The organism is Glutamicibacter sp. X7 (assembly GCF_054889245.1).
In genome coordinates this window covers 1,250,093-1,271,331 of the sequence record NZ_CM142678.1, presented here as the reverse complement: position 1 = coordinate 1,271,331, position 21,239 = coordinate 1,250,093, and the positions used below count along the sequence as shown (strand labels likewise).

18 protein-coding genes and 1 tRNA gene are annotated in these 21,239 nt (G+C 61.7%); 7 read left to right on the top strand and 12 right to left on the bottom strand.

The window, feature by feature from the left end; translation table 11 throughout:
- Window positions 1-4: 4 nt before the first annotated feature.
- Window positions 5-1,396, bottom strand: coding sequence for a class II 3-deoxy-7-phosphoheptulonate synthase (locus ACYU0X_RS06210; RefSeq protein WP_418908897.1), 1,392 nt, complete (start codon window positions 1,394-1,396; stop codon window positions 5-7).
- An 84-nt stretch (window positions 1,397-1,480) separates the two neighbouring features.
- Entirely contained in the window at window positions 1,481-2,170 is a 690-nt protein-coding gene (locus tag ACYU0X_RS06205; protein WP_461902449.1) for a lysophospholipid acyltransferase family protein, read from the bottom strand.
- A 114-nt stretch (window positions 2,171-2,284) separates the two neighbouring features.
- On the opposite strand from ACYU0X_RS06205, the gene ACYU0X_RS06200 reads away from it, so the two are divergent.
- The 3 genes from ACYU0X_RS06200 (at window position 2,285) to ACYU0X_RS06190 (ending at window position 5,457) form a co-directional block, all read left to right on the top strand.
- The gene (locus tag ACYU0X_RS06200) at window positions 2,285-3,052 is read left to right on the top strand and encodes an alpha/beta hydrolase (protein ID WP_461902448.1); all 768 of its coding nucleotides are present in this window, start codon (window positions 2,285-2,287) and stop codon (window positions 3,050-3,052) included.
- A 12-nt stretch (window positions 3,053-3,064) separates the two neighbouring features.
- The gene (locus ACYU0X_RS06195; RefSeq protein WP_461902447.1) at window positions 3,065-3,538 is read left to right on the top strand and encodes a hypothetical protein; all 474 of its coding nucleotides are present in this window, start codon (window positions 3,065-3,067) and stop codon (window positions 3,536-3,538) included.
- Between the two features lie 110 nt (window positions 3,539-3,648).
- Window positions 3,649-5,457 carry an AMP-dependent synthetase/ligase gene (locus tag ACYU0X_RS06190; RefSeq protein ID WP_461902446.1) on the top strand — a complete coding sequence of 603 codons (1,809 nt, stop codon included), beginning with the start codon at window positions 3,649-3,651 and terminating at the stop codon, window positions 5,455-5,457.
- Here ACYU0X_RS06190 and ACYU0X_RS06185 read toward each other — a convergent pair.
- Together ACYU0X_RS06185 and ACYU0X_RS06180 are read right to left on the bottom strand one after the other, a co-directional pair.
- Window positions 5,430-6,020, bottom strand: coding sequence for a hypothetical protein (locus tag ACYU0X_RS06185; RefSeq protein WP_461902445.1), 591 nt, complete (start codon window positions 6,018-6,020; stop codon window positions 5,430-5,432). The two genes, ACYU0X_RS06190 and ACYU0X_RS06185, sit on opposite strands and share 28 nt — an antisense overlap.
- A 120-nt stretch (window positions 6,021-6,140) precedes the next feature.
- Complete coding sequence (locus ACYU0X_RS06180) at window positions 6,141-9,593, bottom strand: pyruvate carboxylase (RefSeq protein WP_461902444.1); 3,453 nt, start codon at window positions 9,591-9,593, stop codon at window positions 6,141-6,143.
- 334 nt (window positions 9,594-9,927) lie between these two features.
- Here ACYU0X_RS06180 and ACYU0X_RS06175 point away from each other — a divergent pair, with 334 nt between their 5' ends.
- Window positions 9,928-10,746 carry a ParA family protein gene (locus tag ACYU0X_RS06175; RefSeq protein WP_309407907.1) on the top strand — a complete coding sequence of 273 codons (819 nt, stop codon included), beginning with the start codon at window positions 9,928-9,930 and terminating at the stop codon, window positions 10,744-10,746.
- 88 nt (window positions 10,747-10,834) lie between these two features.
- Here the strand turns inward: ACYU0X_RS06175 and ACYU0X_RS06170 are convergent, their stop codons facing one another.
- The 4 genes from ACYU0X_RS06170 to ACYU0X_RS06155 all read right to left on the bottom strand — a co-directional run bounded on the left by ACYU0X_RS06170 (window position 10,835) and on the right by ACYU0X_RS06155 (window position 13,419).
- Window positions 10,835-11,389, bottom strand: coding sequence for a MerR family transcriptional regulator (locus ACYU0X_RS06170; protein ID WP_309410453.1), 555 nt, complete (start codon window positions 11,387-11,389; stop codon window positions 10,835-10,837).
- A 234-nt stretch (window positions 11,390-11,623) separates the two neighbouring features.
- Entirely contained in the window at window positions 11,624-12,109 is a 486-nt protein-coding gene (locus ACYU0X_RS06165) for a bifunctional nuclease family protein (protein WP_309407909.1), read from the bottom strand.
- Window positions 12,110-12,144: 35 nt separating this feature from the next.
- Entirely contained in the window at window positions 12,145-12,891 is a 747-nt protein-coding gene (ftsR, locus tag ACYU0X_RS06160) for a transcriptional regulator FtsR (protein ID WP_396275238.1), read from the bottom strand.
- A 75-nt stretch (window positions 12,892-12,966) separates the two neighbouring features.
- A complete protein-coding gene (locus ACYU0X_RS06155) occupies window positions 12,967-13,419 on the bottom strand; it encodes an FHA domain-containing protein (RefSeq protein WP_309407910.1) in 453 nt (150 codons plus the stop codon).
- 168 nt (window positions 13,420-13,587) lie between these two features.
- Here ACYU0X_RS06155 and ACYU0X_RS06150 point away from each other — a divergent pair, with 168 nt between their 5' ends.
- On the top strand, window positions 13,588-14,157 hold the full coding sequence (locus ACYU0X_RS06150) for a hypothetical protein (RefSeq protein ID WP_418908890.1): 570 nt from the start codon (window positions 13,588-13,590) through the stop codon (window positions 14,155-14,157).
- Complete coding sequence (locus ACYU0X_RS06145; protein WP_418908889.1) at window positions 14,135-14,497, top strand: DUF488 domain-containing protein; 363 nt, start codon at window positions 14,135-14,137, stop codon at window positions 14,495-14,497. Before ACYU0X_RS06150 ends, ACYU0X_RS06145 begins: the two co-directional genes overlap by 23 nt.
- 255 nt (window positions 14,498-14,752) lie before the next feature.
- On the opposite strand, the gene ACYU0X_RS06140 is transcribed toward ACYU0X_RS06145, so the two are convergent.
- Both ACYU0X_RS06140 and ACYU0X_RS06135 read right to left on the bottom strand, forming a co-directional pair.
- On the bottom strand, window positions 14,753-16,645 hold the full coding sequence (locus ACYU0X_RS06140) for an FAD-binding monooxygenase (RefSeq protein ID WP_461902443.1): 1,893 nt from the start codon (window positions 16,643-16,645) through the stop codon (window positions 14,753-14,755).
- Between the two features lie 135 nt (window positions 16,646-16,780).
- On the bottom strand, window positions 16,781-18,466 hold the full coding sequence (locus tag ACYU0X_RS06135; protein ID WP_461902442.1) for an ABC-F family ATP-binding cassette domain-containing protein: 1,686 nt from the start codon (window positions 18,464-18,466) through the stop codon (window positions 16,781-16,783).
- A 517-nt stretch (window positions 18,467-18,983) separates the two neighbouring features.
- Between ACYU0X_RS06135 and ACYU0X_RS06130 the strand changes: the two genes are divergently transcribed.
- On the top strand, window positions 18,984-19,145 hold the full coding sequence (locus ACYU0X_RS06130; protein WP_418908886.1) for a hypothetical protein: 162 nt from the start codon (window positions 18,984-18,986) through the stop codon (window positions 19,143-19,145).
- 346 nt (window positions 19,146-19,491) lie between these two features.
- On the opposite strand, the gene ACYU0X_RS06125 is transcribed toward ACYU0X_RS06130, so the two are convergent.
- A tRNA-Pro gene (locus ACYU0X_RS06125) sits at window positions 19,492-19,568 on the bottom strand.
- Between the two features lie 86 nt (window positions 19,569-19,654).
- Entirely contained in the window at window positions 19,655-21,187 is a 1,533-nt protein-coding gene (gene der / locus ACYU0X_RS06120) for a ribosome biogenesis GTPase Der (protein WP_418908885.1), read from the bottom strand.
- Between the last annotated feature and the right edge of the window lie 52 nt (window positions 21,188-21,239).

The following is a 21,239-nucleotide window of genomic DNA, read 5'->3' as shown; positions in this document are numbered from 1 at the left end:
GACCTTAGCGGCGTCCGCGCTTTTGCAATGCGGTGGAGACCAAGAAGGCCATCTCCAGCGACTGCCGGTGGTTCAGGCGCGGATCGCAGAGCGACTCGTAGAGGCTGTCGAAGTCTTCCTCGCGGATCGGGTCGGCACCGCCGAGGCATTCGGCCACGTCGTCGCCGGTCATCTCGACGTGCAGGCCGCCCGGGAAGGTGCCCAGCGAGTCGTGCACCTCGAAGAAGCCGCGTACTTCGTCCATGACGTCGTCGAAGTTGCGGGTCTTGTAGCCATTGGCACTGGTGACGGTGTTGCCGTGCATCGGGTCGGTAACCCACAGCACCTGAGCACCGGAAGCGGTGACCTTTTCGACCAGGTTCGGCAGTTTCTCCCGAATGTTCTTTGCACCCATGCGGGTGATGAAGGTCAGGCGTCCCGGTTCGCGGTTCGGGTCGAGCTTCTCGACCAGGGCCAGCGCATCTTCGGGGCTGGTGTTCGGGCCAAGCTTCACACCGATCGGGTTGCGGACCTTGGAGAGGAAGTCCACGTGGGCGTGGTCCAGCTGGCGGGTGCGTTCACCGATCCACAGGAAGTGGCCCGAGGTGTCGTATGGGTCGCCGGTGCGCGAGTCGGTACGGGTCAGCGCACGCTCGTAGTCCAGCAACAGTGCTTCGTGGGAGGCGAAGAACTCGGTGCGCTTCAGGGCCTCGAAATCTGCGCCGCAGGCATCCATGAAGCGGATGGCGGAGTCAATTTCGCTGGCAAGCTGCTCGTAGGCCGAGTGGGCCGGGTTCGCCATGAAGCCCTGATTCCAGGAGTGCACGCTACGCAGATCGGCAAAGCCGCCCTGGGTGAAGGCGCGGATCAAGTTCAAGGTGGCCGAGGAGGTGTTGTAGGCGGTCACCATGCGCTTTGGATCGTGGGCCCGCGATTCCTCGGTGAATTCGTAGCCGTTGACGATATCGCCGCGGAAGGCCGGCAGGGTGACGCCGTCGCGGGTTTCGTCGTTCGATGAGCGTGGCTTAGCGAACTGCCCGGCCATGCGGCCCATCTTGATGACGGGCATGGACGCGCCATAGGTCAGCACGACGGCCATCTGCAAGATGGTGCGCACGCGGGCCGAGATCTTGTCGGCGGTGGCGCCGTCGAAGGTTTCGGCGCAGTCGCCGCCCTGAAGTAGGAAGGCCTTGCCCTGCGCCGCGGCGGCTAGGCGCTCGCGCAGGATGTCGACTTCGCCGGCAAAGACCAGCGGCGGGCGCGAGCCTAGCTCCTGGATGGCCCCGGCATAGTCGGGGTGTTCACGCCAAGTCGGCTGCTGGGCAATGGGCAGGGAGCGCCACGCGTCCAGTTCCGGGTCGGTGGCGGGTCCGGCTACCGAGGAGCCGGCCAGTGGGGTTCGTTTTGCTTCGCTCACCCTGAAAATTCTACGACCACCGGGTGAAAAGGTCTGCCCCGAATGTAACGCGGTGGCGTAACACAGCCCGCGCTGGCGTTGGGGCTACGGCTTTGAACCGGCTGGTGCTTTACGTGGGGCGTAGACATCGACGTAGCTCTGTCCGGAGAGCTCGTTGATCGCCCGACGAATACTGTCGGCTACCTCACGCAGGACCTTCGGGTCGTCCGATGGGTGGGGGTAGCGCTCCGGGTCGAAACGCAGGGGCTGACCGATACGGATTTCAACTTTCCCCGGATGCGGCAGTCGTTGACCGATGGGTTGCACCTTGTTCGTCCCGATCATGCCCACGGGGATCACCGGGACGCCCGCTTCGAGCGCCAGCTTGGCAACCCCGAGTTTGGCACGGTAGAGCCTGCCGTCGGGCGAGCGGGTACCTTCGGGATAGATGCCCAGTAGCTGTCCATTGGCCAACGCATCCAGCGCGCTCTTCAGTGACTTGGCCGAGCCCTCCCCGCCGGAACGGTCCATCGGGATCTGGTTAATGCTGCGAAAGAACCATGCGGTGATTCGCCCCTTGAGTCCGGCGCCGGTGAAGTACTCTTCCTTGGCCAGAAAGATCACGGTACGGTCGAGTTTGGCGGGTAGGAATACCGAGTCGCAGACCGAGAGATGGTTTGAGGCCAGAATCGCGGCGGAATCGACCGGGATATTTTCAACCCCGCTGATTTTCACGCGGAAGAAGATCCGCAGTAACGGTCGCACCGCGAAGCGCTTGAGGAAGTCGTACAGCACCACTACTCCTTGGGGTCGACCGGTGGTCTCAACGACGCGCTAACTGAGGGCCTGCGCGCCCTTACATTGTGCACTACGCTCGAATCAGGTGACGAACGAAACGACGGGAACAAGATGAACAGTTTTGAACAGGCAGCCCCCGCGGGGAGTGATGCGGTGTTGCTGATTCATGGATTTACCGGTTCCACCGCGGCCATGAAGCCGTGGGCTGAGCATTTTGAACAGCAGGGTTTCGCCACCGCGACCCCGGTGCTGCCTGGACACGAGACCCGTTGGCAGGACATGCTCTCGGTACCCTTCGGTGAGTGGATCGCTGCCACCGAGCAGGCTTTCGATGACTTACAGGCTCGCCATGCGCGGGTGTTTGTCGCGGGTTTGTCGATGGGTGGGGCGCTTGCGCTGCATTTGGCGACGCGTCGAAATGTCGCCGGGGTAAGCCTGGTCAACCCTGGGCTCGTCGTCGACAATCGAGTGGCGCCGTATACCAAGTGGCTGCGTTTGGCCGTGCGCAGCGTCAAACCCATTGCCAATGATATTGCTCGCCCGGGGGCCGATGAACGAGCTTATCCGCGCACGCCCGTGGCCGCCGTAGCGCAGTTATATGCGCTCTTTGCTCAGGTTCGCGCGCGGCTGCCGCTGGTGGACGCTCCGGTACAGCTCTTCCGTTCCAGTGTGGACCATGTGGTTTCCGACGAGTCGGTGCGAGCGCTGACGGCCGGATTAAGACCGGGAATTTTGCGTGAGCAAGTGTCGTTGCCTGATTCACGGCATGTGGCCACGCTTGATTATGATGCCTCGCTGATCTTTGAGCGTTCGGCGCTGTTTTTCACGGAGCTGGTTGCAGACGGCGAGGGGCTCGTCAGCGACCAGCAGCAAGACTAGGAGTAGTCCTCGATGAACCCAGGCGAGAACCAACCGTCGAGCACCCCGGACCCGCAGTGGGATGAACTGGTGCGCAATTTCCGCACCACCACCGGTGACTCGGCTGCCGCCGAAACGGAGCACCACACCGAAGGCCCGCGGGATGCGGCCGCCGCCAAGGAGGCGAACGACCGCCGGCTCCGTGAGCTCTTTAGCACCGGTCCCGGAGCGGGCCCGCGCGACTATTCGCCGGCCGAGGATGAAGAGGCCGAGGACTTCGTGCCTCAGGAACCCAGCGCCCTTGGTTCGGGCGACCCGAAGATCAACCTCGCGTGGACCGGCGCCACCGGCGGTCCACTGGGGCTGTTGTTGTGCGTTCTGTTTTTCCGTTCGGCCCCGGGGCTCATCTTCATTCTTTTGGCGCTGATCACCGTGCTTGGGATCGGATATCTGCTCTATAGGCTTCCGAAACATCGAGATCCGGGCGATGATGGAGCTAGGGTCTAGTCGAGTTGGCTGGATCACAACCAGAGGGTTACTCTTGAGTAACAAACTGTGACGCGCCTAACGCCACAGCTTCCACGGTTTAGAGAATTACGTCAGGAGTTGAGCCACCGATGCGCGAATTCACTTCGCCCCCTCGCATCCAGGTCCCGCAGGAATCGAATGTCACCGACTTGCTGGTGCGTCACGCCCGATCGGCAGCCAACCCGGCGCTCTTCTCAACTCCGTCGGACAACGGGTGGAAAGACGTCACGGCCAGCCAGTTTGCCGCCGACGTGTCGGCGATCGCCAAGGGGCTCATCGCCAAAGGACTAGAGGTCGGCGACCGGGTGGGCCTGATGGCCCGCACACGCTACGAATGGTCGCTCGTGGATTTCTCCATCTGGTTCGCCGGGTGTGTCACGGTACCGATCTACGAGACCTCCTCTCCCAGCCAGGTGGCGTGGATTATCAGCGATTCGGCCGCCGGTGCGGTCATCGTGGAAAGCGGACAGCATGAGAATGTTGTGCGGCAGGCGGCCCATCAGGAACGTCTCGATGGTCTGTCACACGTCTGGCAGTTTGAAGGTGGGCTCGATGAATTGCGGGCCGCAGGACGCGATATCTCGGACGAGGTTCTTGAACAGCGGCGCCGAAGCGCCTCATTGAGCGATGTCGCCACGGTTATCTACACCTCCGGCACCACCGGGCGTCCCAAGGGTTGCGAACTGACCCACGGAAATTTCGTCGAGCTCTCCGAAAACGCGGCGCTGGCTCTACCGCAGGCGGTCTACCCCGGTGCCTCGACGATCATGTTCTTGCCACTGGCTCACGTTTTCGCTCGGTTCATCTCCGTCCTCGCGGTGGCGGCCGCATGCCGTGTGGCGCACACCCCGGATGTGAAGAACCTCCTCGGTGACTTGCAATCCTTCAAGCCCACCTTCATCTTGGCCGTGCCCCGCGTTTTTGAGAAGGTGTACAACTCGGCCATGCTCAAGGCCGAGGACGGCGGCAAGGGCAAGATTTTCCATGCGGGCGTCGATGTTGCGGTGGCCTACTCCAAGGCACAGCAGCAGGGCAAGATCCCGCTGGGGCTCAAACTCAAGCACAAGCTGTTCGACGCGGTGTTGTACTCGAAGTTACGCGAAGCCATGGGCGGCAACATCCGCTATGCGGTCTCCGGCGGCGCCCCGCTGGGCGAACGGCTGGGGCACTTCTTCAACGGCATTTCGGTGACCATTCTCGAAGGCTACGGGTTGACCGAGACCACCGCGCCGCTGACCGTGAACACTCTTGAACGGATCAAGATCGGTACCGTGGGACGCCCACTGCCCGGTAACTCCGTCCGCATCGCCGAGGATGGCGAGGTGCTGGGCAAGGGCGTTTGTGTGATGCGGGGATATCACAACCGCGAAGACCTCACCGAACAGGCCTTCACCGACGGCTGGTTCCACACCGGGGATATCGGCGAATTGGATGAGGATGGCTTCCTGACGATTACGGGACGCAAGAAGGAGATCATCGTGACCGCCGGGGGCAAGAATGTGATCCCGGCACAGCTCGAAGATCAGATCCGTGCCGATGCACTGGTCTCCCAGTGTGTGGTGATCGGCGATGGACGGCCCTTCATCTCCGCGCTAGTGACGCTCGATGCCGAGGCTGTGCCAGGTTGGCTCTCCCGGCATAACTTGGACACCTCGCTGAGCATGGAGCAGGTCATCGAACTGGATGAGGTGAAGCAGGAGATTCAGCGAGTGATCAACAAGGCCAATGAGAGTGTTAGCCGCGCCGAAGCCATCAAGCAGTTCCGTGTGGTCGCCAATGACTTCACCGAAGAATCCGGGCACCTCACGCCATCGATGAAGATCAAACGAGCCGTCGTCGTCAAGGACTTCGCAGAGGTAATTGACGAGATCTACGCCTCGGGCAAGCCCGTCGCCTGATCAAAGATCGCTTCAAGTAAGGGCTCCGTTGCCGACCGGTTACTCCCGGCGGCAGCGGAGCCTTCAGCGTTAACCGGCACGCCGAAATCGGCGTCGAGGCGCACCCGGCGGAAGGCGGTCAGTGATTGCGAATCGTCGCCGGCATGTGAGGACACGTAGATAAGATGCGTGGCCAGCGACTCGCGGCCGTTGGCCAACAGCCACGTCACCAGGTCCATCAGCCGATCTTCGGGATCCTCAACCGCTCCGGCGAGCACCACGAGAATTCCATCGCTTGGCAGCGCCCCGGCCAGCACCGCTTCGGCGCGTGCCGGCCCGGCAAAGGTGATGGCCACCGGCACGGCAAGCCGCTCGGCGCGGTGCTCGAGTGCCTCGCCCAATGCGCTGTAGTCGGCCTCGGCATCCAGCGCGAAGAACACCACGGACACCCGCTGACCGCGCGCCCGAAGGCCCTCGGCGATCTCAACCTGTGCCGCCGGCAGGTCTGGCTCGGCCACGGGCCCGCGGCGGAAGCGACGGGCTAGGGCCTGGGGCACGAACCGAAATTTCGCGCTGCGGGTCACGTGGGTCCTCCTGGAGTATGGCCGGGCGTCATCGGCCTGGCGGCCAATTGTCGAAATACATGCGAAAACCGCGGGCCCATCGCCTTGGCAATGGGCCCGCGGCCTAAACTATCGCGTCACTTACTGTGGAGCAATCACCACGAGCAAGTCACCGCCCTGAACCTGGCTGGTGTCATCCAAGGTCACCTGGGTGACCACACCGGAAACTCCAGCGGTAATTCCAGCTTCCATCTTCATCGCCTCGATGGTTGCCACCGACTGGCCGGCTTCGACAAGGTCGCCGACCTGAACGTTGACGGTCACGGCCCCGGCGAACGGTGCGGCCACATGGCCGGCGTTGTTCGGGTCGGCCTTCGGCGCGGTCTTCACCGTGGATTCGACCGACTCATCGCGTACCTGCACCTGGCGCTGCTGGCCGTTGAGGCTGACCACGACGGTGCGCTGACCCTTTTCGTCGGGCTCCGAGATCGAAATCAGCTTCACCAGCAGACGCACACCGGTACCCAGCGAGATGACATGCTCGTTGCCTGCGGACAATCCGAAGAGGTAGTCGCGGGTATGCAGCACCGACAGGTCACCGTAGGTCTCCACGGACTTTTCGAAGTCACGGGTCGGACCGGCGAACAGCAGTCGGTTCAACGTAGAGCGGCGAGTCTGCGAATCGGCCTGCAGGGCCGCAGTATCCTCGGGCTCAAGGTCTTCGACACGCGGACGGACGTTACGCCCTTGCAGTGCCTTGCTGCGGAACGGCTCGGGCCAACCGCCTGGAGGGTTGCCCAGTTCGCCGGAGAGGAACTGGATCACCGAATCCGGAATATCGTAGTTCTGCGGATTGGCTTCGAAGTCGGCAGCGGATACGCCCGAACCGACCAGCTGCAGGGCCAAGTCACCCACGACCTTCGACGAGGGGGTTACCTTCACGACGTTGCCGAGCATCGCGTTCACCGACGCATACATGCCTTCGATGTCCTCGAAGCGGTCCCCCAGCCCCAGGGCAATGGCCTGCTGACGCAGGTTGGATAGCTGACCGCCCGGGATCTCGTGCTGGTAGACGCGGCCGGTAGGAGCCGGCAGACCGGACTCGAACGGCTTGTACATGGCGCGGACCGCTTCCCAGTACGGTTCCAGCGACGCCACCGCATCCAGCGACAGCCCCGAATCGCGCTCGGTGTTCTCCAGTGCCGCGACCAGAGCCGAGGCCGAAGGCTGCGAGGTGGTACCGGCCATGGCGGCACTTGCCACGTCCACGGCGTCGACACCGGCATCGATCGCGGCCATCAAGGTGGCCAGCTGACCGCCCGAGGTGTCGTGCGTATGCAAGTGAACCGGCAAATCGAAGCGTTCACGCAGCGCGGTCACCAGACGGCGAGCCGCCTCGGGACGGAGCAGACCTGCCATGTCCTTAATGGCTAGGATGTGCGCCCCGGCGTCGACGATCTGCTGGGCAAGATCCAGGTAGTAGTCCAGCGTGTACAGCTTCTCGTTGCTGTCGAGCAGGTTACCGGTGTAGCACAGGGCCACCTCGGCCACGGCGGTGCCGGTGGCTCGTACTGCCTTGATGGCCGGGGCCATCTGCGAGACATCGTTCAGCGCATCGAAAATACGGAAGATGTCGATGCCCGCGTCCGCGGCTTCCTGCACGAAGGCGTCGGTTACCTCCGTCGGGTACGGGGTGTACCCCACGGTGTTGCGGCCACGCAGCAGCATTTGCAGCGGAATGTTCGGCAACTCGGCGCGGAGCAGTTCGAGGCGACGCCACGGGTCCTCGCCCAGGAAGCGCAGGGACACGTCGTAGGTTGCACCGCCCCAAACTTCCATAGAGAACAGCTGCGGCACGTTGTGTGCGTAGGCCGGCGCCGCGGCCAACAGGTCACGGGTACGAACGCGGGTAGCCAGCAACGACTGGTGCGCGTCGCGGAAGGTGGTATCGGTAATACCCACTGCCTGCTGCTCGCGCAGGGCACGTGCGAAACCTTCGGGCCCCAGCTCAAGCAGCTTCTGTCGCCAGCCATCGGCTACGACGCGGCGAGGCGAGGGGCCATCGAACGGCGAACGCTCCGGCTCGTCGTGCTTGTCGCCCGGGAACTGTGGCAACTTGGCGCGCGGGTCAATCCCTTCCACACGTTCGCCGTGGGGCTGGTTGACGGTGACGTGCGCCAGGTAGGTCAGCGCCTTGGTACCACGGTCCTGGGATTCGTTTCCGGTCAGCAGGTCTGGACGCGAATCGATGAAGTCGGTGGCGACATCTCCGGCCAAGAACTGCGGGTCGGAAAGCACGTTCTGGATGAACGGGATGTTCGTTGCCACACCGCGGACACGGAATTCGGCCAGCGCACGGCGGGCTCGCGCCACGGCCGTGGCGTAGTCGCGACCACGACAGGTCAACTTCACCAGCATCGAGTCGAAGTGCGGCGAAACCTCGGCACCGGTGTAGATCGTGCCGCCGTCCAGGCGGACACCGGAGCCACCGGCGGAACGATAGACGGTGATGGTTCCGACATCCGGACGGAAGCCGTTGGCCGGATCCTCGGTGGTGATACGTGACTGCAGGGCCCAACCGCGTACCGCGAGGTTCTCCTGCTTAATGCCCAGATCCTCGAGGGACTCGCCGGCCGCAATGCGCATCTGCGCCTGCACCAGGTCCACGTCGGTGATCTCTTCGGTCACGGTGTGCTCGACCTGGATACGCGGGTTCATCTCGATGAACACGTGCTGGCCGGCGCGTTCGCCGACGGTGTCGACGAGGAACTCCACGGTTCCGGCGTTCTGGTAGCCCAGCTCCTTAGCGAACTTCACCGCGTCGCGGAACAGCGCCTGACGGATCTCGTCGTCCAAGTTCGGCGCCGGGGCAATTTCGACGACCTTCTGGTGACGACGCTGCAGGGAGCAATCGCGCTCAAAGAGGTGAACGATATTGCCGTGCTCGTCGGCCAGGATCTGTACTTCAATGTGGCGCGGACGCAGAACGGCCTGCTCCAGGAAGACGGTCGGATCACCGAAGGCGGTGCCCGCTTCGCGCATCGCCGCACCCAGGGCCTCGGGAAGATCTTCGCGCTTATCTACACGGCGCATACCGCGACCGCCACCGCCAGCGACGGCCTTGACGAAGATCGGGAAACCAATCTTGTCTGCCTCGGCAAGCAGGGTATCGACATCGTCACTCGGCTCCGAGGAGGCTAGTACCGGAATACCAGCTGCCTTGGCCGCCTTGAGCGCAGCGACCTTATTACCGGCCAGCTCAAGCACTTCGGCCTTCGGGCCAATAAACTTGATCCCTTCGCGCGCCGCGGCACGTGCCAGCTCCGGGTTCTCGGAAAGGAAACCATAACCGGGGTAAATAGCGTCGGCCCCGGCCTCTTTGGCCACTCGGATAATTTCATCGATATCGAGGTAGGCGCGTACCGGATGGCCTTCTTCGCCAATCTGATACGCCTCTGCGGCCTTCTGACGGTGAATAGAATTACGATCCTCATGAGGATAGACCGCGACGGTTTTCGCGCCGAGTTCATAACCTGCACGGAATGCGCGAATCGCAATTTCACCGCGATTGGCGACCAAGATTTTTTCAAACATTGTGTTCCTAGATCGAGTCGGTGCATCTACCGGGCGGGCCGGCGATGGCCATAGTGGGCTGAACCAGTGGTGCTCGGTCCCTGGTTGCGGTGCGCGGCACCGCGTTATTTCCATACCCTACAGTGACCCCTGCCACCATGTACAAATATTTACGCGTATGGTCTGACCACATAGAAATGTAGGGTATTCCCGGTGGGTGCGAGCCAAGGATGATTCGTGCGGGAAATCCCATGTTGCGGAGTCGGGATTAATTGCTTCGGCGCACTATGATAAGGAGAGACTAGTTAGCGGTAATACCGTTTCCCGGCAATTTTCGAAAGGCGTGGTCTGGCCCGTGCACGTAGTGAGCATCAGCAGCCTCAAGGGTGGCGTGGGTAAAACCTCCGTAACACTCGGCTTGGCCTCAGCAGCACTGGCCGCCGGCATCCCAACACTTGTTATCGACCTCGATCCTCATGCAGATGCCAGCACCGGCTTGGGTGTTCGCGCTAACGGCGTGCAGACGATCGGTCAGATGCTCAAAAATGCGCGGCGCGCCCGGATCCAAGACAATGTCGCGGCCAGCTCATGGCAGACCAAGGCGGCCGAGAAGAAGTCTCGCACGCGTATCCCCGTGCTCGACGTTGCCGTGGGCGACGCCTTCACCGGCATTTACGACCGCCCAGATCTGCGCACCCGTGATCTGCGCCGCCTGAGCCAATTGCTCTCGCGGACTAGCGGCTACCAGCTGGTGCTCATCGATTGCCCGCCGTCACTGAACGGCCTGACTCGTATGGCATGGAGCGCTTCGGATCAGCTGCTGCTCGTTGCCGAGCCAAGCCTGTTTTCGGTGGCCGGCACCGAACGCACGCAGCGAGCCCTCGAGCTGTTCCGCCGCGAATTCGCCCCAAGCCTTGGACCGGTCACCGTGGTGGCTAACCGAGTACGCAAGGATTCGGCCGAGCACACCTTCCGACTGAATGAAATGCGCCAGATGTTCGGCACCTCTATGGTGAAGCCGGAAATTCCCGAACACCCCGAGTGGCAGCAGATCCAGGGTGCTGCCTACTCCGTCCACCAGTGGCCCTCGAAGAGCACCGGACAGATGCTCAGCCAGTTCGACGAGCTCCTCAAGGAAATTATGGCGTCGGCGGAGAAGCCGAAAAACTCATAACTCTTCGCCCGCCGAGCAAGAGTAAAACCGTGGCCCTCGAATCTGATGATTCGAGGGCCACGGTTTTAGCTATTGATAAGTTCAGGTGCTAGCCGACGTTACGCTTGGCGGCCTTAGCAGCTCGCCGCGCGGCGAGTTCGTCGACCGCTGGCTGTTCCGATGATTCGCTCGGCAGTTGTGCCAAGGAGCCTTCGACTTCACGCCATACGCGCCCCACAGCGATGCCAAAGACGCCCTGTCCACCCTGCACCAGGTCGATCACCTCATCGGCGCTTGTGCACTCATAGACCGAGGCCCCGTCGCTCATGAGGGTAATCTGGGCCAGATCATCCACACCACGTTCGCGCAGGTGCATTACGGCCGAGCGGATTTGCTGTAAAGATACGCCGGTGTCGAGCAAACGCTTGACGACCTTGAGCACCAAAATATCTCGGAAAGAATAGAGCCGTTGGCTGCCGGACCCTTGAGCACCCCGGACCGCCGGCTCTACCAGGCCGGTGCGGGCCCAGTAATCCAATTGACGGTAGGTGATGCCGGCGGCACGACATACGATCGGCCCACGGTACCCGGCATGCTCATCTAGCTGCGGAAGGTCGTCCGTGAAAAGCAATCCTTGGCCGACGGAACTACGCTCGCCAGCCATAGCCCCTGGCTGGGGACCGTTCTGGTTCGTCTCCATCCGACTGCTCCTTGCATAGAGTGCTCTAACATTCGTCCAGGGATGACAGCGGGTTGCACAAAGTGCGAGTGATGATGACCCACGGTCCGCATGCGGACTGGAATCCCTATATGTTGACGGTACGGCCAACAGGGCCCCGGGTCAAAGACCTTCAAGTATTAGTTTAAGCCGTGTCGCCCGTGGCGAGGTCAGCAAGAATTAGGAGGAGAAATCTTCGGGGTCAATATGCTCGAGGAAGTCACGAAATTCCTTGAGCTCATCCTCTGGGTTCTCGGCATTCTGAGCTTCCGTGTCGATCTCCACCCCGGCGCTCTGGAGTACTTCTTCGGTGCATAGAATCGGGCACTCGGCCCGTAAGGCCAGCGCCACGGCGTCGGAAGAGCGCGCGTCAACTCGGGAGCCGTTACTAAGCACCAAGTCGGCCGTGAAGACCGCGTTGTTGACCGAAACGATCTCAATACGCTCCAAGCGGGCAGAGAGAGTTTCGAGAATGCTCATGATCAAGTCATGGGTCATCGGTCGTGGCGGGGTTAAGCCTTGCTCGGTCATTGCGATTGCCGACGCTTCGGGGGCACCGATCCACACCGGAAGGTAGATATCGGTCCCGGAACGCTTTAGCAATAGCAGCGGCTGGTTGGATGGCAATTGGATGCGAATACCGGCAAACTCTAGTTCCAGCATCATGCCCTCCTGCTCCGATGGACGTTTATGCTTCCACCCTAGCGATCGATATGCGAAATAGCACGCTGCAAAAGGGCCTCGTGGATTTCGAGGCAGCGACGGGAGATCTCCTGCGCCTCTTCGGCGGCCCGTGCACGCGCGGCTACGTCCTCCCGACGTAATTCGGCACCGACGATGGTTTCGAGCAGTGCATACTCGCGATCTGCGGCGGTTTTGAACTGGCGCAGATGCCGGGCTTCGACGCCATGCTGGGCCAGCTCGACCGCCGCCTTGGTCACCTTGACACAGTGCGCATCAAAGAGTCCGTTATCGGCGGAGATAAGCCCATAGTCGATCAAATCTTGAATCAGGGACTCACTGGCGCCGGTGATCCCCTGCAACTGGGCCCGGGTCAGCGGACGGGCATGACCGTCCAGCTCCTCAAGCATGTCCTGCGTGACGGCCTTGGGCGTCCCACCTGGAAGGGCCGCCGGCGTTTCGCCGCGATCCACCGAGTCCAGATGGTCCTTGATGACCTTCAGTGGTAGGTACTGGTCCCGCTGCACGGCCAGGATAAACCGCAGGCGCGTGACATCGGCCGGCGAGTACTTCCGATAACCCGCCGAGGTCCGCTGCGGGCTGATGAGCCCCTTGTCCTCTAGGAAGCGAATCTTCGAGGCGGTAACCCGTGGAAATTCGGTTTTGAGCTCACTGAGCACCTCACCGATATTGAGTGCCGCAGCCCTAGCAGATTGAGGGCGAATCTCCTCGAATCGTGGGCTGCGTGCGGCATCAAAGATCGGCAACGGTCAAACACCTCGGTCTGCTTAGGTCTTGCACCGGGCTAGGCCCGGTAGCGGAAGTTTTAGGACTTCACTAGTTTAAGCGTTAGGTACACGCTGGTAGAAATTCAGGCGGAACTTGCCAATTTGTACCTGCATGCCGTTAGACAGGGTCACCGAATCGATGCGGTCACCGTTGATGTAGGTGCCGTTCAGCGAGCCAATGTCGCGCAGGGTGTAGGTCGTTCCCTGACGCTCGAAGCGGGCGTGGCGTCGTGAGACGGTGACGTCGTCAAGGAAGATATCCGCGTCTGGGTGACGGCCGGCGAGGCTTTCCTCCGTGTCCAGCAGGAAGCGAGCTCCCTTATTCGGGCCAGTGTGGGCAATCAGCAGAGCGGAGCCCTCCGGCAACGCGGCAACGGCCTTGCGTTCGTCGTCAGAGAGGTTGTAGGTCACCGACGGCTCGGATACCGCTTGCTGGCTGGGCAAAGCAATATTCGTCGTTTCGGAGGCCGATTCAAAGGGTCCGTTTGCGGGTTCATGCGCAGACATGTGGGTCCTCCAATAAGTACGTACAAGCAGTCGCTTGGCAACCGGTGGTTCAACTGGACTTGGTGCAAACCACCAAGCTATCTCCAGATTATCCTACTCAACAGAAGTTGATAACAATTCAATACATTTTTTGCTGTCTCTTGGGCTGATTCATGGCATGATGCGGCTATGAGCGATCGTACCGATGACTCCCGTCCTATCGACCAACCGAATAATGACCAGCCGCGCCGCTCGGGCAAGCGCACGGTAATCCTTACGATTACCCTCATCCTCGTGGCCGCCCTGCTCTACTTCGTGGCCGCGGTATTCCTCCCCGTGTGGTGGGCACAGCGTATTGCTTCGCAAAATGCGGGTTCGGCCACCGGCGGCTGGATGGCCGGTTTCAGTCTTGGCCTTATCTTCACGTTGGTGCCGCTGATCATTGCCTTCCAAGCGCACTACAAACGATTGACGTGGAAGTGGCGCATTGTCATATTGATCCTTGCCCTCATTGCGGCAACACCCAACTGGCTCACGCTCGGAATCTTCGTGAATCCAACCGGTTCGGCAGATAAGGCCCAGCAGATTCTGACCATGGGAGCGACCTGGTTTGGTGGTGCCTCGCTCTTCGGGGCCGCACTGGGCGCAGTGCTCTTCCTCATCGGTATAGCCGGTTGGGCACTTTGGCATCGTCGCGGCACGAAGATCAAGGAACTGAAGGCAGAGCAACGCTCCCATGAAACCAGAGCTGAAGATTAAGCGCGTCTACGCTCCGGTTGACCCCGACGATGGGTACCGAATCCTCGTGGACCGCCTGTGGCCGCGCGGCAAGACGCGTGCCGAAGTCGCCATCGACCGGTGGGCCAAGGGCATTGCCCCCTCCACGGCCTTGCGTAAATCCTGGAATCACGACGCGGCGCATTTTGAAGAGTTCGCGCAAATGTATCGCCACGAGCTTGCCGAGAATGCCGCGTTGGATGACTTTCTTGAGCTATTGGAGACGCAAGAGCGCGTAACGTTGCTCTATGCGGCGCGCAATGAGCAAGCTAATCACGCGATGGTGCTTCGAGACTTTCTGCGTGAGCAGCTGGCTCAGTAATCTCTGGGGCAGACATGCTCCCACCCGGAATGACGCATCCCTCGGCCGTGCACCCCTCGGCCGAGTCACTGACGCTCAGTAGGTTAAAGGTAAAGCCATCGCTCATGGCGGTCCTCTCGTAAGCACGCGGTTCTGCATCTAGGTCAACACGAGATGACGGACGAAAAATTCCCGGCGACGGCCGCGAAGTACAACACCCGGCCCGATCAGCGCTCAATGGCTCTGGTCAGGCCGGGTGTTTTTGCACCGCGCCGCCTATGCGGTCTGTTCGACCAGCAGCCCGTCGAAGACCGTGGCCAACTGCTCGGTCGCCTCGAGCGGCAGAATATGCGCGACATACTGATCCGGACGGACGATAACCACCGCACCATCACGGCTTACCTGGCGGGCCTCAAAGATGTCGTTGCCTTCGAGCGCCGCGTAAACCTTCTCATAGTCCGTGAGGCCAAATTTTCCGGTGCTGGGCCGGAAGATCTTGGGCGCATCGGTGAAGTTAAATTCGGTGTACGGCTGTTGGTAGATGACCTTGATGTCGAAGACCGAGTCAATGTCGGAGTCCCGCGGAGTGAAGCGTTTGACCGGGGATTGCTCGGATTCGGCCAACCACTGCGCCAGTGCCTCAACCTTCGAATCGTGGCCCGGGGCCGGTGCGTCGGCGAAGACATAGATACGGTAGCGTCCGTCGGCGCGGTGGTGATGGCCCAACTCGACCGGGTTGTTATCCCCCAGCCGGGTTACCGGCGCGGATTTGAAGCGCTTGCCGACCGGGTAACCGCCAGCCAGCTCTTGGTAGTTGCGGTCGCCGGTCAGGATCGAGGGCTGGTACTCGGTCATGAACCCCGCCGGGAATTCGGCGGTGCGGACGTAGAAATCTTCCAGGTAGCTTGGATCCTCGAAGTCTTCGGGCTTAGCGGCCATCAGCGAGGACCATTGCTTGTCGAAGTCGATCAGGTTTTGCGCGATCACCTGGCGTTCGGCCGAGTAGGTGCCAAGCAGCTCCGGTTGGGCGCGGCCCGAGAGGACGTAGCCGAGCTTCCAGGCGAGGTTGAAACCATCCTGCATGGAGACGTTCATCCCCTGCCCGGCCTTGGCGGAGTGGGTGTGGCAGGCATCGCCGGTGATAAAGACGCGTGGGTGACGCTGGCCGGCTTCCTCGGTGAGTACATCGTCGAATCGATCGGTCAGTCGGTGCCCGACCTCGTAGACACTGTGCCACGGCACGTCGCGCACATCGAGGGTGTAGGGATGCAGGATCTTTTGCGCGTGGTCGATGATTTCCTCCAACGAGGTCTGGCGCACCTTGCCGTGATCTCCGTCGGGTACTTCGCCGAGGTCGACGTAGAGGCGGAAGAGGTTGCCGCCCTCGCGAGGAATGAGGAGGATACTGCCTGCCTCGGACTGAATTGCGCACTTGGTGCGAATATCGGGGAAATCGGTCACGGCCAGGGTGTCCATCACGCCCCACGCGTGGTTAGCCTGATCGCCAGACAGGGTGCACCCAATGGACTGGCGCACACCACTGCGTGCTCCGTCGGAGCCTACGACATACTTGGCCGCTACCGTGCGTTCGGTACCGGTGTCGGGGCCGTCGGTGCGTACCAAGGTGGCCTTGACCGGATATTCATCGCCTTCAACAACGCTCAAGGTCTTGAACTCCCAACCATAGTCGGGGGTGATGCGCGCCGGCGAGTGCTGCGCGAATTCGGCAAAGTAGTCCAGCACGCGGGCCTGATTGACGATCAGGTGCGGAAACTCGCTAATACCGTGCTCGTCGTCCATGGCTCGTGCGGTGCGCACGATCTTCGAGGGGTCCTGTGGGTCGGGCTTCCAGAAGATCATTTCCGTGATCCGGTAGGCCTCGGCCGTAATACGCTCGGCGAACCCGAAGGCCTGGAACGTTTCGACGCTGCGCGCCTGAATACCGTCGGCCTGGCCGATGGCCAACCGACCCGGTCGGCGCTCAATGATGCGGGTATTCACGCTGGGGAACTGTGCCAGCTGGGCGGCGGTGATCATGCCCGCGGGCCCGGAACCAACGATCAGCACGTCCATCGTGTCGGGCAGGTCGGCGGGGCGATCAATGCCCACGCCGGCGGCCGGCTGAATGCGCGGGTCTCCGGAGACGTACCCATTGTGGTGAAACTGCACGGTGATGTCCTTAGTCTATGAGCGGGCCGACGACGTCGGCGACCATCGAGTTCTATAATCGAACAACTAATTCGTTTATCGCACAATTACTATAGGTCAGGTGTGAACCGGCGCACAAGATGCCGCGAAAACTCATCACCTCACGCGTCGCACAATCCCGTCGGCGACAAGCAACTCCCCTGCTCCTCCCGGATGCTCAAGGAATCGCTGACGCCACCGCGGATCATGCGAAACACTACAGATGGCACCCGGATAGTGCACCAACGCCTGCTCAAGTTGTTCAACCACGTCCGGCGCCAGATGATTGGTTGGCTCATCGAGTAATAACAACGGCGACCGGGCACAGAGCGCAATCGATAGCTCGAGGCGCCGCCGCTGCCCCACCGACAGACTGGCCACGGGTTCCAGCAGCAGTTCTCCAGCCAATAACCCCACGCGAAGGAGTTCCCGCGCGGCATCTTCGGCATAAAGCTGCAGCGCCCGGGCGAAGGCGCTGAGCACCGTACGCCCCTCGTAGCCTTCGCTGCTTTGCCGTAGCCACGCGGGATCCACCAACGTTCGACGGGTATAGCCTCCCGAGCTCAGCGGCGCTTCGCCGGCGAGCGCACGAAGGAGCGTGGTTTTTCCGGCCCCATTTGCTCCCGACACCAGCCATCGCTGCCCGTACTCAATACGCAGGTCTCCGATGATTAGAGCCGGCGCCGCGACCACGGCATCACGCAATTCAACCAGAGCCCCGCCATCGGTGACGGATGATTCTGGTGCGTGCTTAGGGAGCGCAAAGGCGAGCACTGGGGCCGGTGCTTGCACCGGGTCACCCTGCAACATGGCGATTCGGGCCTTGGCCTGGCGCACTTTGCTGCCCGAACCATGGGCACGGTTTCGTTGCCGGAACTCCCCATGCCCGAATCCGGCCTTGGGCGCTTTACGCGGGATGGCGGCCGTCCTGGCCGCATTCTTCTCCACCAGACGGCGTGCATCCTGAACTTCAGCTTGCCATCGCTCAAAGCGCTCCGCTGCGACTTGTCGTTCCCGGCGTTTGCTCTTCAGGTAGGCATCGTAGCCAGCACCGTAATGAAGCAACGTACCGTCATCGAGTTCGAGCACTTCATCGGTGAACGCACGCAGAAAGTGGCGGTCGTGGCTGGCCACCAGCAAGGTTCCGCGAAACTGCTGCATGCGAGCAACGAGCCACCGCAAGGCCGATTCGTCGAGATCGTTGGTCGGCTCGTCGAGCAGCAGGAGATCCGCCTCGGCACTCAGCGCACAGCCCAACGCCAGCCGGGCGCGCTGACCGCCCGAGAGGGCGGCGGTGGAGTACTCCCAACGGAACTCCCCCAATCCCAGCTGAGCCAAGGCTCGCTGGGTGCGGCGGCGCCAGCCATCGGCACCATGACTGTGATAGAGCTCGTTCACGGTGTTCCACTGGGCAAGGAGCCCCTGAGCCTGGGCCCCGGTAGCCTGACTCAGCCGCTGTTCGATCTGGCGACGGAGCTCTTCAAGTTCGAGTGCCTCTCGATGGAAGGATGTGATGACGGCGCTCACGGTGTCGAGCGTCGCAAAGTCGGGGTCCTGCGCGGCGTAAGCAATGCCGCCGGGCGCGACGATCTGACGCGTACCGGCCTCGGCGCTCAGCACCCCGGCGATGATGCCGAGCAGGGTGGATTTTCCGCTGCCGTTATCGCCCACGAGAGCAATCCGGCTGTGTTGCTGCACAGTCAGCTCGACGCCACGCAACACATCATGCTCGGCGAAGGATTTGTGGACGCCTGCCAGACTCACCGCGGGTTGGTTTGGGGCTGTAAGGGAGGAAGTAGTCACGAGGATCTCCTCGTCCGGCAAACGAGGACACCAGTCGTCGAGTACCGGAAGAAAGTAGGGCGCCGTAGCGCTGGGAACAATAGCTAGTGCGCCGCACACGCGGCGGCGGTAACAGCGGAGCCTTGGCTCAACGCAACGCACATCACTAGCTGTAGTACAACGTTCCCATGAACCTAGGCTAGGTCAGCCGGGACGGTCCGTCTACCCCCATCTCTCGGAGCAGCGTCTGATGTGGGCCGCTAACGGTCGGTGGGCGCACTGCCCCGATCTGTCGGACGCTGGCGCACCGTGAGAAACGAAAGGCCTATTCGCTCCAGTCTCGGGAAGTTGAGCAGCGGCGAGTCGGTGGCGCCGGAGAGCAGGTCGCTACGGTTTGGCGTCATCAAGTCGAGCTAGCTGTACGAAAGTCCCCTGAATGGATTCTGTGTAGTCGGTGAAGATGGGTGCACCGGCGAGACGCGTCGGTTAGCGTGAGGATCGCCACCCAGTACACAGCTCTTCCTAGAAAGGAAAAGACATGAGTGACGCAGAGAAGAACGCACACCAAGGCGTAGGACCAGATAAGACGCCCGAATCCAGCGAGAACAAACCCAGCGTTCCGGATCGGGAGCAGGATCAGTCCGCACCGATTCCTTTCGCTCACGACGATGACGAGTCTGAGAACGACGAGGAAGAGTAGTCCACTAGCACTCGATGCCCACCGTACGTTGTACGGTGGGCATTTCTCATGATGAGCCCAAGGATTCATTGCCAGGAGGCACGTAACCGCATCAAAGTTGGGCATACGTTCCCGGTCGCCATTGCTTCGCGGAGCTCAGGACTATGGCTTTTGTTGAAATGCGTGCAGCGCCCGCACGGCACTCTTCGACCTACCGCGTATGCGTAGAACGCTCAGCAAGGCCAACCGGTAGCCAACGTCTCACGAGTCCACTGCATACAGAAAATCCCGCCATTGCTGACGGGATTTTCGATGACCTTACGGTCCAATATTTACTTCTTCCGGTCATGCTTTCACACGATCCTCGTGGTCGGGCTAACAGGATTTGAACCTGCGACCTCCTGACCCCCAGTCAGGCGCGCTACCAAGCTGCGCCATAGCCCGATGCCTTCGCAACCGTTCTCCCCTAACGTGAGATCAAGGGTACCGCCTGCGAAAAGCTCCTAGACAAGCCTACACCATAATTCGGACTACCTTGTACGCCCACGCTTCTCGCGGATGCGCATGGAGACCTCAATCGGGGTTCCTTCGAAGCCAAAAGTCTCGCGCAGGCGGCGCGTGATGTAGCGACGGTAGCCCGGATCAAGGAAACCGGTGGTGAACAGGACGAAGCGCGGCGGGCGCGCCGAAGCCTGGGTGCCGAAGAGAATACGTGGCTGCTTACCACCGCGCACTGGGTGCGGATGGGCGGCAACAAGCTCGCCAAGGAAGGCGTTGAGCTTCGAGGTCGGAATGCGCTTATCCCAGGACTCCAGCGCCGTCTCCAACGCCGGGACAAGCTTGTCCTTGTGCCAACCGGTACGCGCCGAAATGTTTACGCGCGGCGCCCACTCGATGTGTGAAAGGTCACGATCGATTTCCTGCTCCAGGTAGACGCGACGATCCTCGTCCATCGTGTCCCACTTATTGATGGCCAACACTAGGGCGCGCCCGGCTTCGATGGTCATCTGGATGATGCGCACGTCCTGTTCGGAGACGACCTCATCGGCGGCCAGCAGCACCACGGCCACCTCGGCCTTCTCCAGGGCCGCCTGGGTACGCAGCGAGGCGTAGTAATCCGAACCTACCGCCATGTGCTGGCGACGGCGGATACCGGCAGTGTCCACGAATCGCCAGACCTGGCCGCCGAGCTCAACGAGCTCATCCACCGGGTCACGGGTGGTACCGGCGTAGTTATCAACGACCACACGCTCGGCACCGGCGAGCTTATTCAGCAACGAGGACTTGCCCACATTCGGGCGGCCGATCAAGGCGATACGGCGCGGGCCACCGCGCGGGATCACTCCCCCGTAGGCCGAGTGCTCGGGTAGCTTCTCCATGACCGCGTCGAGCAAGTCGGCGGTACCACGGCCGTGCAGGGCCGAAACCGGCCACGGTTGACCAAAGCCTAGGCCCCACAGCACCGCGGCCTCGGCTTCCTGGTTGAAGTCGTCGACCTTGTTGGCCACCAGGAACACCGGCTTCTTCTTGCGGCGCAGCATCTTCACCACGGCTTCATCGGTGGCCGTGGCCCCCACATGGGAGTCGACCACGAACACGATCGCGTCGGCCACATCGGCGGCAATTTCTGCCTGCTCGGCGACCGAGGCGTGGATGCCCTTGGCGTCGTGCTCCCAGCCACCGGTGTCCACGATGGTAAAGGGACGGCCCATCCACTCGGCCTGATAGGAAACGCGGTCACGGGTCACGCCCGGCACGTCCTCCACCACGGCTTCGCGGCGGCCGAGGATGCGGTTGACCAGCGTGGACTTACCGACGTTGGGGCGGCCGATAACGGCCAGTACCGGCGGGATGACGACGTCTGCGTCATCGGCGGAGGTGTCATCCAGCCCGGCCAGCAGGGCCGCGTCCTCCTCGTCCAGCTCGTAGTCTTCCAGTCCGCTTAGCAGCGCCTGGGCACGGATCGCCGCGTCGTCGTCGCTCAGCTCGGCCAGGCGCTCGGCGATATCGTCGCTGGCGGCGGGGATGTAGTCCTCGTCGTAGGCGGGATTGTTCTCGCTCATATTTTCCCTTTCGGACCGTGGCCGGTTTCGGCCAGCGGCGTTGATCTTCGTC

Excerpts from the sequence above, each read along its gene's own strand:
- ACYU0X_RS06155 (WP_309407910.1), bottom strand. The coding sequence starts at position 13,419 with ATGTCTGCGCATGAACCCGCAAACGGACCCTTTGAATCGGCCTCCGAA.
- ACYU0X_RS06130 (WP_418908886.1), top strand. The coding sequence starts at position 18,984 with ATGAGTGACGCAGAGAAGAACGCACACCAAGGCGTAGGACCAGATAAG.
- ACYU0X_RS06165 (WP_309407909.1), bottom strand. The coding sequence starts at position 12,109 with ATGATGCTGGAACTAGAGTTTGCCGGTATTCGCATCCAATTGCCATCC.
- ACYU0X_RS06195 (WP_461902447.1), top strand. The coding sequence starts at position 3,065 with ATGAACCCAGGCGAGAACCAACCGTCGAGCACCCCGGACCCGCAGTGG.
- ACYU0X_RS06150 (WP_418908890.1), top strand. The coding sequence starts at position 13,588 with ATGAGCGATCGTACCGATGACTCCCGTCCTATCGACCAACCGAATAAT.
- ACYU0X_RS06170 (WP_309410453.1), bottom strand. The coding sequence starts at position 11,389 with ATGGCTGGCGAGCGTAGTTCCGTCGGCCAAGGATTGCTTTTCACGGAC.
- ACYU0X_RS06190 (WP_461902446.1), top strand. The coding sequence starts at position 3,649 with ATGCGCGAATTCACTTCGCCCCCTCGCATCCAGGTCCCGCAGGAATCG.
- der (WP_418908885.1), bottom strand. The coding sequence starts at position 21,187 with ATGAGCGAGAACAATCCCGCCTACGACGAGGACTACATCCCCGCCGCC.
- ACYU0X_RS06180 (WP_461902444.1), bottom strand. The coding sequence starts at position 9,593 with ATGTTTGAAAAAATCTTGGTCGCCAATCGCGGTGAAATTGCGATTCGC.
- ACYU0X_RS06200 (WP_461902448.1), top strand. The coding sequence starts at position 2,285 with ATGAACAGTTTTGAACAGGCAGCCCCCGCGGGGAGTGATGCGGTGTTG.
- ACYU0X_RS06145 (WP_418908889.1), top strand. The coding sequence starts at position 14,135 with ATGAAACCAGAGCTGAAGATTAAGCGCGTCTACGCTCCGGTTGACCCC.